This window comes from Anabaena sp. EIM26 (assembly GCF_057568715.1).
This window is the reverse complement of the sequence record NZ_CM172472.1, coordinates 3,912,242-3,924,790: the sequence shown is the minus strand read 5'-3', so window position 1 is coordinate 3,924,790 and position 12,549 is coordinate 3,912,242. Positions and strand designations below refer to the sequence as shown.

The 12,549-nt window shown below is 36.6% G+C and carries 12 protein-coding genes; all 12 read left to right on the top strand.

Features of this window, described 5'->3' with window-relative positions:
- The first annotated feature begins 5 nt into the window (after nucleotides 1–5).
- The 12 genes from AC012T_RS17000 to AC012T_RS16945 all read left to right on the top strand — a co-directional run bounded on the left by AC012T_RS17000 (nucleotide 6) and on the right by AC012T_RS16945 (nucleotide 11,621).
- Entirely contained in the window at nucleotides 6–1,154 is a 1,149-nt protein-coding gene (locus AC012T_RS17000) for an ABC transporter ATP-binding protein (protein ID WP_487059947.1), read from the top strand.
- 8 nt (nucleotides 1,155–1,162) lie between these two features.
- Complete coding sequence (locus tag AC012T_RS16995; protein WP_487059946.1) at nucleotides 1,163–2,245, top strand: polyamine ABC transporter substrate-binding protein; 1,083 nt, start codon at nucleotides 1,163–1,165, stop codon at nucleotides 2,243–2,245.
- 39 nt (nucleotides 2,246–2,284) lie between these two features.
- Nucleotides 2,285–3,196: an ABC transporter permease gene (locus tag AC012T_RS16990; RefSeq protein WP_487059945.1), complete on the top strand. Its 912-nt coding sequence runs from the start codon at nucleotides 2,285–2,287 to the stop codon at nucleotides 3,194–3,196.
- A 51-nt stretch (nucleotides 3,197–3,247) separates the two neighbouring features.
- Nucleotides 3,248–4,483 carry a nucleotidyltransferase domain-containing protein gene (locus AC012T_RS16985; protein WP_487059944.1) on the top strand — a complete coding sequence of 412 codons (1,236 nt, stop codon included), beginning with the start codon at nucleotides 3,248–3,250 and terminating at the stop codon, nucleotides 4,481–4,483.
- Nucleotides 4,484–4,719: 236 nt separating this feature from the next.
- Complete coding sequence (locus AC012T_RS16980; protein WP_487059943.1) at nucleotides 4,720–5,172, top strand: PqqD family protein; 453 nt, start codon at nucleotides 4,720–4,722, stop codon at nucleotides 5,170–5,172.
- 80 nt (nucleotides 5,173–5,252) lie between these two features.
- Nucleotides 5,253–6,341 carry a serine kinase gene (locus AC012T_RS16975; RefSeq protein WP_487059942.1) on the top strand — a complete coding sequence of 363 codons (1,089 nt, stop codon included), beginning with the start codon at nucleotides 5,253–5,255 and terminating at the stop codon, nucleotides 6,339–6,341.
- 3 nt (nucleotides 6,342–6,344) lie between these two features.
- Nucleotides 6,345–7,121 (top strand): glycosyltransferase, encoded by a 777-nt coding sequence (locus tag AC012T_RS16970; protein WP_487059941.1) that lies wholly within the window; start codon nucleotides 6,345–6,347, stop codon nucleotides 7,119–7,121.
- A 72-nt stretch (nucleotides 7,122–7,193) separates the two neighbouring features.
- Entirely contained in the window at nucleotides 7,194–7,904 is a 711-nt protein-coding gene (locus AC012T_RS16965) for a glycosyltransferase family 2 protein (RefSeq protein ID WP_487059940.1), read from the top strand.
- Nucleotides 7,904–8,596: a glycosyltransferase family A protein gene (locus AC012T_RS16960; RefSeq protein WP_487059939.1), complete on the top strand. Its 693-nt coding sequence runs from the start codon at nucleotides 7,904–7,906 to the stop codon at nucleotides 8,594–8,596. Before AC012T_RS16965 ends, AC012T_RS16960 begins: the two co-directional genes overlap by 1 nt.
- A 33-nt stretch (nucleotides 8,597–8,629) precedes the next feature.
- A complete protein-coding gene (locus AC012T_RS16955) occupies nucleotides 8,630–9,526 on the top strand; it encodes an SDR family NAD(P)-dependent oxidoreductase (protein ID WP_487059938.1) in 897 nt (298 codons plus the stop codon).
- 32 nt (nucleotides 9,527–9,558) lie between these two features.
- Complete coding sequence (locus tag AC012T_RS16950; RefSeq protein WP_487059937.1) at nucleotides 9,559–10,503, top strand: SMP-30/gluconolactonase/LRE family protein; 945 nt, start codon at nucleotides 9,559–9,561, stop codon at nucleotides 10,501–10,503.
- Nucleotides 10,500–11,621: a nucleotidyltransferase family protein gene (locus AC012T_RS16945; protein WP_487059936.1), complete on the top strand. Its 1,122-nt coding sequence runs from the start codon at nucleotides 10,500–10,502 to the stop codon at nucleotides 11,619–11,621. Before AC012T_RS16950 ends, AC012T_RS16945 begins: the two co-directional genes overlap by 4 nt.
- Nucleotides 11,622–12,549 lie beyond the last annotated feature (928 nt).

Sequence of the window (12,549 nt, the reverse complement as noted above, 5' to 3'; positions counted from 1 at the left end):
AGACTATGGCTCAAACTGTGATGCAAAATCAGAAGAGTTTAACGACTTTTCAGCCGCTTGATGTTGAACTGCGTAACGTCTTCAAGTTTTTCAACCAAGAACCAGCCGTACATGGTGTGGACTTAGATGTTAGACAGGGAGAGTTTTTTAGTATTTTAGGCCCTTCTGGTTGCGGTAAGACAACCACACTCCGCTTAATTGCTGGGTTTGAAAGGGTTGACGCAGGCAAGTTGCTGATTCAAGGACAGTCTATGACTAATGTTCCTCCTTATCGTAGACCTGTCAATACTGTATTTCAAAGCTATGCTCTGTTCAACCATCTGAATGTATGGGATAACATTGCTTTCGGACTGCGGTTAAAAAAAATATCCAAATCAGAACTGGAGAGCAGAGTCATAGAAGCTTTAAAGCTGGTGAAGATGGAAAGTTTGCGATCGCGCTTACCTTCTCAACTCTCTGGTGGTCAACAGCAACGAGTAGCCTTAGCTAGGGCTTTAGTTAATCGTCCCGCAGTCTTACTCCTAGATGAACCATTGGGAGCCTTAGATTTAAAACTGCGTAAGGAAATGCAGGTTGAACTATGCAATCTCCACAAAGATCTAGGATTAACCTTTGTCATGGTGACACACGATCAAGAAGAAGCACTATGCTTATCTGATCGGATCGCGGTGATGAATCAAGGCAAAATTGAACAAGTCGGTACTCCTAGCGAAATTTACGAATGTCCTCAAACAGCCTTTGTGGCAGATTTTATTGGTGATACAAATTTATTCAGCGGTGAAATCACAGACGTAGACTCAGAGTACGTGAAAATTTTGACCAAAACTGGATTGTCAATAGTCGCTGGACGTACAGACGATACACCAACGGAGTTATTACAAGCAGTAGTATTAAGTGTCCGTCCAGAAAAAATTCAGATTTCCCTTTATCAACCAAACCTACCAACGAACTGCTTTGAAGGTAGGTTAGTTAATATTATGTATTTGGGTACTCATGTTAATTATGTTGTGGAATTAGCCAACGGCATAAATATCAATGTTTTACAACCGAATACCTTTGGCAGCTTACCAGATCGTGACACCCCAATTTACATTTGGTGGGCAGAAACTGACTGTTTAGCTATTAGTCAAGCACCAAGGCTCAAAAATCCATAATGACTAAAATGACTAACAGAAGGCAATTTCTAAAAAACATGGTAGCGGTTTCTAGCTTGTCTTTAAGTAGTTGTGGCTGGAAACTAGCTAATGTGAGTTCAAACCATACTAGTTCTGGACAAAGTGACACCCTGCATATATATACATGGACTCAATATACTGATTCAGAATTACTTTCCACTTTTGCTACCCAAACTGGGATAAAAGTGTTGGCAGATTTTTATGATTCCAACGATGTGATGCTGGCTAAATTACAAGCTGGAGGTGCAGCCACTTATAGCATTATCTATCCATCTGACTATATGGTGCAGAAGATGGTAGAGAAAAATTTGTTAACCCAAATCAATCATGAAAGCTTAATTGGGTTAGACAATTTATTTCCCCAATTTAAGAATCCTAGCTATGATCCTGACAACCGTTATAGTATTCCTTTCAATTGGGGAACAACTGGTTTACTTTACAACTCCGAAAAGCTGGAAAATCCACCAGAAGATTGGGAATATCTCTGGCAAAACCAAGACAAACTTTATAAGCGGATGACTTTACTTAATGATGTACGTGAGGTAATGGGTGCAGCATTAAAGATGCTGGGTTATTCTTACAATTCGCAAAATGAAACAGAAGTTAAACAAGCTTATGAAAAATTGAAGATATTAAAACCTGCAATTGCTGCCTTTGATACTGATGCTTGGCAAAACCAACTTCTAGCAGGAGATTTATTATTAGCTATGTGTTATTCTACTGATGCCATTAATATATCGAAAGAAAACCCCAAATTTAAATATGTGATTCCTCGCAGTGGTTCTTCGCTATGGACAGATACTATTGTCATTCCCAAAATAGCCGCTAATTTGGCTGGTGCTTATGCCTGGATTAACTTAATTTTACAACCAGATGTGGCAGCCAAGCTCAGTCAAAGACTAAATATTAGTACTCCTAATCGTGCTGGATTCGAGCAATTACCAAAGCAAATTCAAGAAAATACTAATTTATTTCCTCCAGAATCATTGTTGGAAAAATGTGAACGCTCTACTCCTATAGGTGAATTTGAAGAAGTTTATGAGCGATACTGGACTCAATTACTAGCTTAAATTGACAATAATTCCCTAATTTGGTATTGGGCTGCATACATGAAACTTCCTAATTCGGCTCTAGAATCTCCCAGCGATCTTACAGAAAAGCCGCAATTGAATCGCTATCAAATCCAATGGTTTGCTCCGATGGCATTACTTGCACCATCTGGAATTTGGTTATTACTGTTATTGTTACTGCCTACATTAATAATTTTTCAATTGAGTTTAGTCACCAATATTCGACCAGGTGATATTGTCAATCCTAATGGCTTTCAAAATTATATTCGTATCCTGGAACCACTTTACTTACGAGTAATATTTAATTCTCTTTTTTTGGCAATTAATACAACAATTATTTGTTTGATTTTAGGTTTTCCGGTTGCTTATTGGATTGCTCAAATAGCACCAAAGCGCTGGCGAAATTTGCTGCTATTAGGGTTTGTTTTGCCTTTATGGACTTCCTCTTTGCTGCGTTCTTATGCTTGGATTACTATTCTGCGTCCAACTGGATTGTTGAATAGTTTACTCACCAGTGTCGGCTTGCCCGCATTAGAATTGCTCAATCGCAGTTCAGCGGTATTAATTGGCATGAGTTACAGCTTACTACCCTATATGGTTTTAGTGTTGTATGCCTCTTTGGAAAAGCTAGACAAGGAGTTGCTAGAAGCAGCAGCCGATTTGGGTGCAAACCCCAGACAAACCTTTTTGCGCGTCACTGTACCCCAAGTTTTGCCAGGTATAGCTGCTGGTTCTTTGCTGGTATTTATTATCGCATTAGGGGACTTTATCGACCCGGAATTACTCGGTGGTGCTTCTAGCATGACAGCAGCACGGTTAGTTTATAACCAGTTTCTGGGTGCTACCCAAAATTGGGGTTTTGGTTCAGCGTTGAGTATGACATTGATTTTGGTGGTGAGTATGGCGATCGCACTCGTGATTAAAATTGGTGACGTTAAACCCAAGAAATAAAAGTCATCAGTAACAATCAGAGAAGCTAATTTTTTTAATTGGAGGCTGTAATTGCACAATTCAATAGTTCAAACGGCATTATCACAGACTAGTTTTGAAATCGAGGTGCTACTTTGCTGTGCCAGCACTGTCATAGAATCAGAAAAAGCGGATCACATTATAGGACTTCTGGCAAAAAATATAAATTGGGATAAATTGATAGCAATCGCCCAACAGCAACGAGTACTGCCACTGTTATATTCCAGCCTTTCTAGAATTTGTCCAGGACTAGTTCCCAAAGCAATTATGATGAAGTTGCGGGCAGATTTCCTGAGTCAAACTAAACGTAGCTTGCTTTTGAGTGGGGAATTGGTAAAACTACTAAATTTATTTGCAGCAGAAAAAATATCAGTTCTTCCCTTCAAAGGTCCGGTTTTGGCTGCGAGTGCCTATAGGAATTTATCGTTACGTCAGTTTAGCGATTTAGATATTTTAGTTCACCCAAAAGATGTAGAAAAGGCCAAACAACTCTTCCTGTCTCAGGGATATAGCCAGAAGATTGAACGGATCGAAGTTACGGAAGAGCAAAAAGCTGCTTTTGTGCGATCGCAAAGCATCTATAAATTAGTTCGTGAAGCTGCTTATCCCTTCATTCACCCGGAAACAGAACTGGTAGTAGAACTCCACTGGGGAGTAATGCCAAACTATTTTTCCTTCCCCATTGATTGTGAGGAATTGTGGCAAGATTTAGAGTCAGTTACCATTGCTGGTCAAAGTGTTCCCAATCTTTCTCCAGAAAATACGCTGTTAATGTTAGCTGGACATGGGACAAAAGACTGTTGGACAAATTTAGCTCGCATTTGCGATGTGGCTGAATTAATTCGCAGTCATCCCCAGTTAAATTGGCAAAAAGTCATGGAACAAGCAAGCATTAAAGGTGGTCAAAGAATTCTATTTTTAGCTTTGACACTAGCACGGAATATTTTAGGAACTGCTTTACCTGATCAAGTTTGGCAAAAAATCCAGACAGATCCAAAAGTTAGTTTACTTGCAGTTCAAGTCAGCCAAAATCTGTTCCAAAAAACTGATGGTTCATTCCAAGATGGGACTGTTACTCGCTTTCATCTGAAGGTCAGAGAACGTCTGCAAGATAAAATACTTTATTCTTTGCGTCTGTCCATAACACCGACAACTTCCGATTGGTTAGTTTTACCGTTAGTAGAATTTCCTGCTTTTATTTACTATTTATTGCGACCAATGCGGCTAGTAGGAGAAAAAATTTTCAAAACAATCAACCAGAAATCATAATTTTTTCATAGCAATTTTAAACGACGATATCCCTAACTTCTCTCAGAATTAGGGCATTTTAGTATGAGTGATTTATATCTATAGCTTTTGTTAGGAATAGACAAATCAAATTGCTATCGTATCTATCTTTAAGAAAATGTCAATTTCTTTATTAAATCTTTAAAAAAGATGTGATGAAATTGACAGTAAGATTAACATTGGGTTAAGCAAACAATATCATTCAGTTTAAAAGCACAATGAATTTATCTGAAAAATTTAAAATCAATGTCCCGAAAGTTGTCCACGAAATGATTGAGGGTGAAGTAGTCATCGTTAATCTGGATGGAGGAGATTATTATAGTCTGGTGACAGTCGGAGCAGATATTTGGGAAAAACTAGCTAGAGGTCTTTCCAGAGGTGAGATTTTGGCAGAAATGGTTAGTTGTTACGATAGCAGTAGCGAAACCATTGAAACTGCTGTTAACAATTTAATTGCCGATTTACAGCGTGAAAGTTTGATTAGTATTGATACAACTGATGGAGAAAATCAGACCCATACAACTAACGATAACTCCCCAACTAAAGCTACAGAAAAGCTGAAATTTGAACCACCAACTTTAAATAAATATACAGATATGGAAGAGTTGCTGGCTTTAGATCCCATCCATGATGTGGATCAGGAAGTGGGTTGGCCGAGTGCAAAGGGGTAAATCAATCAACAGAATTTATGGAGTTGGGTTGAGGTCATCAAACCCAACAGAATCACAGCTAAAAATACAAATAAAACCAAATGATTAAAAACGATATTGAAGAATCTGATATCGCAATTGCGACAGAACAAAAAGACCCAATTGCTTTTTTTGATTCAATTTATGAACTATATGAAAAAGCCGCAGCCTCTGTGGGGGGTGCAGTTAATCGGTTTTATGATATTGGTGGGTTTAAAATTCAGTTACGATTTGCTGGACAGGCTTTAATTCCCTACCAAACTCCGGCTTTAGGACATTTAGAAATAGAAGCAGTTTCCCATCCTGATTTAACAATTTGTTTGTGGGATAGTACCTCAACCAATACTATTATGCCTCCTCCACCTTGGGGTAGGAATCATCATCATCCCAAACGCGGAGAAATTCACGGATTCAATACTAATCGCATACATACGAGTTTTCAATGGGGTGCATTTGCATTGAGTCTCTTGGATAGCGATCGCAATTTAGGCATCTATTGGGTAGATACAACTGCACAAATCCCCTATTGGGAAACCGGTTCACCTCTACGGACAATTTTGAATGTCTGGATGAGTAAACGGGGAATACAACTGGTTCATGCTGGTGCTGTCGGACTTCCTAGCGGGGGTGTATTGTTGGTAGGAAAAGGAGGATCAGGAAAATCAACAACGGCTTTAAGTTGTATTAATTCAGAGCTTTTTTATGCCAGTGACGATTACAGTTTAATTACCTGTGAACCGACACCCACCGTGTTTAGCATCTACAACACAGGTAAAAAAAATGCCGATGATGTGAATAGATTACCATTTTTGGCTGAGGCGATCAGTAATAGCAATCGCTTGGATTCAGAAAAAGCCGTTTATTTTATTAACGAGCATTTCCCCAAAAAAATATTGACAAGTTGTCCTATTCGTGCAGTTTTAGTTCCGCGCATTACGGGAAAAACAGATACTTCCTTAACAGCTACATCTGCTGCTGCTGCTTTAGCTTCTCTGGTACCGAGTACGATGATTCAATTACCCGGTGCTGGCAAAGAAGCTTGTCAAATTATGATGCAAGTTTTGAAACAAGTTCCTTGTTATTATTTAGAACTTGGTACAGATTTAGAGCAAATTCCTCAAGTGATTTTCAATCTCATTACAAAACCATAGAAAATGGAAAATCAAAAATTATTTGTTAGCGTTATTATTCCAGTTTTTAATGGAGAAAAATATCTAGCAGAAGCAATTCAAAATGTCAAAAATCAAGATTATCAACCATTAGAAATTATTGTAATTGATGATGGCTCAACCGATAAAACTGCGGAAATAGCAGCCGAATTACAAGATAGTATCTGCTATGTTTATCAGCAAAATAGCGGACCATCAGCGGCACGAAACCTTGGGATCAAGATAGCAAATGGTGATGTAATTGCTTTTTTGGATGTTGATGATATTTGGTCGGATAATAAACTGCAACTACAAGCAAGTTACTTATTAGAAAATCCGTCTGTAGATATTGTTCAAGGGTTAGTCCAACAAATTCAGCGTTTTGAAGACCCTGAAAATCATCACTCAATCTTTCAAACAGTTTCTCATCCCTATCAATTTATTAATTTAGGTAGTGCCATTTATCGCAAATCTGTGTTTGACAAAATTGGCTTAGTTGATGAAACACTCAAGTATGCTGAAGATATAGATTTATTTTTTAGAGCCTGGGAAAATAATATATCTAAAGTAGTGCTAGATCAGGTAACGCTCTTTTATAGAAAGCACGATGAGAACATGACTAAGGGGAAAAAGTTAGTAGAATTAGGGTTTGTAAGAATTTATAAAAAACATCTAGATCGATGCCGACAGAAAGGCAGTTTTACGCGATCAGAAGAATTGCCAAATCTGATTGAATACATTGGTGTAGCACCTCCGAACCAAGAAGTATGGCAAATTAATTAAACACTAATAGAAAGTCTGTATTATTCACAAGTTTTAACTAGACTATTAAATACAATCATCCATGATAGAATCATGATAAAAAATAACCATTTAGTCAGCGTCATTATTCCAGTTTATAATGGCGATCGCTATTTATGTGAAACCATTGAAAGCATTCTTAAACAAACCTATAGTCCCATTGAAATCATTCTAGTAGACGATGGTTCAACAGATAGCAGTGCTAAAATTGCTAAATCGTATAGCGAAGTTGATTATATCTACCAATCTAATCAAGGTGTTTCTGTAGCTCGTAATAATGGTATAGCTGCGGCAAAAGGTGAGTTTATTGCTTTTATTGATGCCGATGATTTATGGATATCTGATAAGTTGAGCGTGCAAATTGATTTGCTGGTAAATAATCCCCACTTTGCTGGTAATATGGTTCAATATCGAAACTTTTTAGAATTAGGAATAAGTCCGCCTAACGGCTTAGGAAAAGATTTTTTTGATAAAATTCATATTGGGTATATACCAAGTACCTTAATTGTTCGCAAGACAGTATTTCAGAAAATTGGTTTTTTTAATTCTAATTACAGATACCACGAGGATTTTGACTGGTTTGTTCGAGTCAAAGATGCTGGGTTATCTATGCCTGTTATTGATAAAGTTCTTGTAAATAAACGTTATCATGATATCAATCTTTCTTATCAAGGATTAAAAGATCGTACCTATTTGACAAAAATATTTAAAGAATCTCTTGAGCGTAAACGCAAGTTTACAGTAGTTAAAAAGGAGTCAGCATAATGAAACAAACTCAATCTTTGATATCGGTAATTATTCCTGTTTATAACTGCGAAAAGTATCTACCTCAAGCCATAGAAAGTGTACTAGCTCAAACCTATCAGCCCCTAGAAATTATTGTCATAGATGATGGTTCAACTGATACTAGTGCAGAAATAGCCAAGGGTTTTGGTTCTGTAGTGCAATATTGTTGTCAAGTCAACAGTGGTACTGCGGCAGCTCGTAATCGCGGAATAGAATTAGCCAAAGGCGATTTTTTTGCCTTTCTTGATGCAGATGATTTTTGGGTAGAAGATAAATTAACACGCCAAATGGCAGCATTTATAAATAACCCCAATCTTGATGTTGTCTTCGGGCAAGTTGAACAGTTTATTAGTCCAGAATTGGTAGACAATCTCAAAACCAAATTACACGTTCCTGCTCAATTAATGCCGGGACATATTCCTTCTGCATTATTGATCAAAAAAGAGTCTTTTTTTCGGGTTGGTTTATTTGAAACTCATTGGAAATTAGCCGAATTTGCTAGTTGGCAAGTACGTCTGACAGAGATAGGACTCCAAACAATGATGTTACCCGATTTAGTAGCCAAGCGGCGACTGCATGAAACCAATAAAGGAATTCAGCAAAAACAATATCAAACTGAATATATTCAGATTCTCAAAGCTTCTCTAGATCGTCGTCGTGCTAAAGGTTAGGATATTCAAATTGATGGCTTATACTTCACAGATATGAACTTAAAGACTCGGCTAAACAATATCAAAACTCGTTTTAAAGCCGCATCAAAAGCCTTCCTTGATCCGATACCTACTCTCAAACCAAAAATTTTTATCAAAATAGTAGAACCTTCAGTAGTTTTAGATAATCAGCTTTTAGCTGGAAAAAATGTCCTCATAACTGGAGCAGCAAAAAATATTGGTAAAAGTATCGCTATTGAAATGGCTAAACAAGGTGCAAATATTTTTTTCACCGATATCCTAGAGGAAGGATGTTTAAGCTTAGAAAAAGAATTAAATACTTACCCAGTTAAGGTAAGAGGGTTTGTTTCTGATATATCAAAACCTGAAAATATTGATTATTTATATAGCATTTTAGAGGAAAACAAAATCATAATTGATATTCTCATCAATAATGTAGGCATTCAATTTGAAACAATTGGTATAAATAACTTGGATTTAGGAGAATGGCAAAAAACCTTTCAAACTAATGTATTTGGTCCGATGTACCTTACCAAACTTATCTCCAAAATGATGGTGAATAATTCTATTCAGGGTTCTATTATTTTTATGACTTCTATACACCAAGAGACAGTTGTTCGCTGGCCTAGTTATAGTTCCTCAAAAGCGGCATTAGGCATGATTATCCAAGAATTAGCGGTAGAATTTGCCCCAGACAAAATAAGAGTCAATGGAATTGCTCCTGCTTGGGTTGCAGAAGATGAGCAAAAACAACCACTGAGTATAGAATATAATCTTTTGCATGGTTGTAGTATCTCTCCTTGTTATATAGGTAGAGCGGCTGTTTATCTAGCCTCAGATTATTTTTCAAAATTCACGACGGGAACGGTTCTAAAAATTGATGGTGGCACAACATTATATAATTATCGTCTTGCTCAAAATCCACTTTAATAAATACTAATTATCCTATTTGTAGAAATATCATGTTTTCTATCATTAAATGGATCAATAAACAGATAAAACGACTAGGTTCGATTTTTCCCAATAAAATACCATCAGGTAGATTAGAGACAAAATATCCAATATTTAAAACTCTCTTTCCTAAAAATGCGAAAATTAAGCGAGTAGCTACAGGATTTAAATTTACTGAAGGACCGATTTGGTTTCCTGAAGAGAACTATCTACTATTTAGCGATATTCCTGCCAATAAAATATATAAACTTCACTCTAATGGTGAATTAGGAATTTTTAGAGAACCTAGCTACAATTCCAATGGTTTGACTAAAGATAAACAAGGACGATTAATTGCTTGCGAACATGATACACGTCGAGTTACTCGTACAGAGAATGATGGCTCAATTACTGTTTTAGCTGATATTTATCAAGGGAAAAAACTCAATAGTCCTAATGATGTTGTTGTTAAAAGCAACGGGGTTATTTATTTTACAGATCCACCTTATGGGATTAAACCCGAACAGCAGGAACAACCAATTCAAGGAATATATAGACTTTCACCACATACCAAAGAAATTATTCTTGTAGCTGATGATTTTATCAAACCAAATGGTTTAGCATTTTCACCTGATGAAAAAAAGCTGTATATAGATGATTCAGAATGTCGTCATATCCGAGTTTTTGATGTTCAGTCTGATGGAACACTTAGCAATGGACGGATTTTTTATGATATGAAAATTGAAAAACCCGGTTTACCAGATGGTATGAAGGTAGACACACAAGGAAATATCTACTGCACAGGTGGTGGTGGTGTGTGGGTGTTCAATTCAGCAGGAAATCATTTAGGAACAATTGTCACTCCAGAAGTACCAGCAAATTGTGCTTGGGGAGATGAAGATTACCAAAGTCTTTATATTACAGCTTCTACCTCTATTTACAAAATTAGAGTTAACATTCCAGGAATCAAAGTATGATTATCAATAACCAAGAAAATTATAGACTTACTAACGAAAAAAAATGGCTTTTACAAGCAGCATTATTGTCAGGAGAAGCGTCACTTAAATCTTGGCAGCATTGGAGAGAAACTGTTGATATTGACAATTTAGATACTGAATCTTATTATTTATTGCCTTTACTTTATCGCAGTTTGTCCGCACAGGAAGTGATGGATGTGCATTTGGGTAGACTTAAAGGTGTTTACCGACGCACTTGGGTCGAAAACCAAGTTTTATTGCAAGCGATTGCTGCAATTTCACAGTCTTTTCAAGAAAATGGAATTAAAACTTTACTACTTAAAGATGCAGCTTTAAACCTCCATTATTACCGCGATAATGGATTACGAATGATGCCTAATTTAGAACTGTTAATTCATCCATCAGATGCTTTAATGGGGATTAATTTATTACAGAACATCGGCTGGAAAGCAACAGGAAAAATACCTACAGAAATTTTACCATTTTCCCAAGCAATAGGATTTAAAAACAGTTCCAATCAATCTTTGATTTTACGCTGGCATTTATTCACAGATGGCTTTTCAGAAAAAGCCGAAAATGATTTTTGGAAAAATACAATAATTATTCAATTAGGTGAATTAGAAATAAATATTTTAAATCCGACCAATCAGTTATTGTATATTTGTGGAGATTATAGAAATCTGGTTATCTCAAGTAATAAAATAGCTGATGCTGCAACTATTATCAATGCTTCCGCAAATCAAATTGACTGGAATCAATTAGTCATAAAAGCCCAAGAATACCGCTTGGGATGGGGGCTAAAAAATCTGATCACGGCTTTACAGGAAATTTTAAATATTTCTATACCGTCTTCAATTTTGAAACAGATAATCAATTTACAAATTTCCAGCTTTGAGTACCATGAATATCAGATTATGACCCAGGAGAATAATAGGGTATTAGATCGTTTAAATCTGAGATATTACCAATATGCAAGAATGGTCATTGATAAAAATGGGAAATCTAATTTTTTAGGTTTTTTGGGGTATCTACAATATCTTTGGGGTTTAGAATATTTGTGGCAAATACCTTACCATGCAACGATTAAAGGCATAAAAAGACTAGTGCAAAAAAGCTGAAGGATAAAATAAATAAACTGGTATATTCAACCTTTTTGTGATTTTTCCTATATTCATAGGACTAGCCCTTTCAAGGTATTGTGTAATGGGCGGATTTGTAGTTTGGTAAAAGAGAGGTAAAAATCACAGGGTGGAGAACAGAAATGATACTAGGGCAAGTGTTTGAACGGTTTGTAGAAGAGAGTCCAGTATCAGTATTAATTAACCAACATCTTCGAGGAATAGAGTAATTAATTATAATACCTCATTTGTTATTATATAAAATTCCTTTTGCTGCTTTACCTACAGGAGAATATCTTTAAAACACGCGCAAATTAAACTGCGGAAAATAAGAAAAGCAGATTTAGCAGAAATATCAAATCAAATAGATGAAAAGGAAAAAGAATTCATAGGCAATAGAAAACAATATACTCATAATTCAGTTGAGTATTCAAAATGGGAGGATCAATATAATACTCATACCAAAGTAAATAGACTTATCAAACAAAAAATTCAAACATCTGAGCCAGAATTTCCCTTTGCACATCCTCGCTACTGGACTGCTTTTGTTTGTCACGGCTTACGATAATAACAAAACTTCTCCTTCCTACCTTTGCGTCTTTGCGCCTTTGCGTGAGCTTTTTATATCCTAAGCAAACAGCCAAAATTTAAGGGTATATCAGGAAAACCCCAACACACCCTTATGCTAATTGATTTATGAGGGCGGGGAGACCCCCTCACAAGGGTAGGTATTTTACATTGTCGTGAGGGCAAGACAAGGATGACAAGGGAGGATAGTGGACAAGGGAGGAAAACCGTGCAAAATCAGATTCTCTTGGTAACAAGAACAGTCCGTCAAAATACCATTGTGCGTATCAAATCTTCCTTGTCTACCTTCCCTCCTTGTCTTCCTAGTCCTGCCTTTACAGTTAATATTAAAAACCTACCC

Bases quoted from the DNA above. Each gene is read 5' to 3' on its own strand.
- AC012T_RS16945 (WP_487059936.1), top strand. From the start codon at position 10,500: ATGATTATCAATAACCAAGAAAATTATAGACTTACTAACGAAAAAAAA.
- AC012T_RS16960 (WP_487059939.1), top strand. From the start codon at position 7,904: ATGAAACAAACTCAATCTTTGATATCGGTAATTATTCCTGTTTATAAC.
- AC012T_RS16965 (WP_487059940.1), top strand. From the start codon at position 7,194: ATGATAAAAAATAACCATTTAGTCAGCGTCATTATTCCAGTTTATAAT.
- AC012T_RS17000 (WP_487059947.1), top strand. From the start codon at position 6: ATGGCTCAAACTGTGATGCAAAATCAGAAGAGTTTAACGACTTTTCAG.
- AC012T_RS16975 (WP_487059942.1), top strand. From the start codon at position 5,253: ATGATTAAAAACGATATTGAAGAATCTGATATCGCAATTGCGACAGAA.
- AC012T_RS16950 (WP_487059937.1), top strand. From the start codon at position 9,559: ATGTTTTCTATCATTAAATGGATCAATAAACAGATAAAACGACTAGGT.
- AC012T_RS16990 (WP_487059945.1), top strand. From the start codon at position 2,285: ATGAAACTTCCTAATTCGGCTCTAGAATCTCCCAGCGATCTTACAGAA.
- AC012T_RS16995 (WP_487059946.1), top strand. From the start codon at position 1,163: ATGACTAACAGAAGGCAATTTCTAAAAAACATGGTAGCGGTTTCTAGC.
- AC012T_RS16980 (WP_487059943.1), top strand. From the start codon at position 4,720: ATGAATTTATCTGAAAAATTTAAAATCAATGTCCCGAAAGTTGTCCAC.
- AC012T_RS16970 (WP_487059941.1), top strand. From the start codon at position 6,345: ATGGAAAATCAAAAATTATTTGTTAGCGTTATTATTCCAGTTTTTAAT.
- AC012T_RS16955 (WP_487059938.1), top strand. From the start codon at position 8,630: ATGAACTTAAAGACTCGGCTAAACAATATCAAAACTCGTTTTAAAGCC.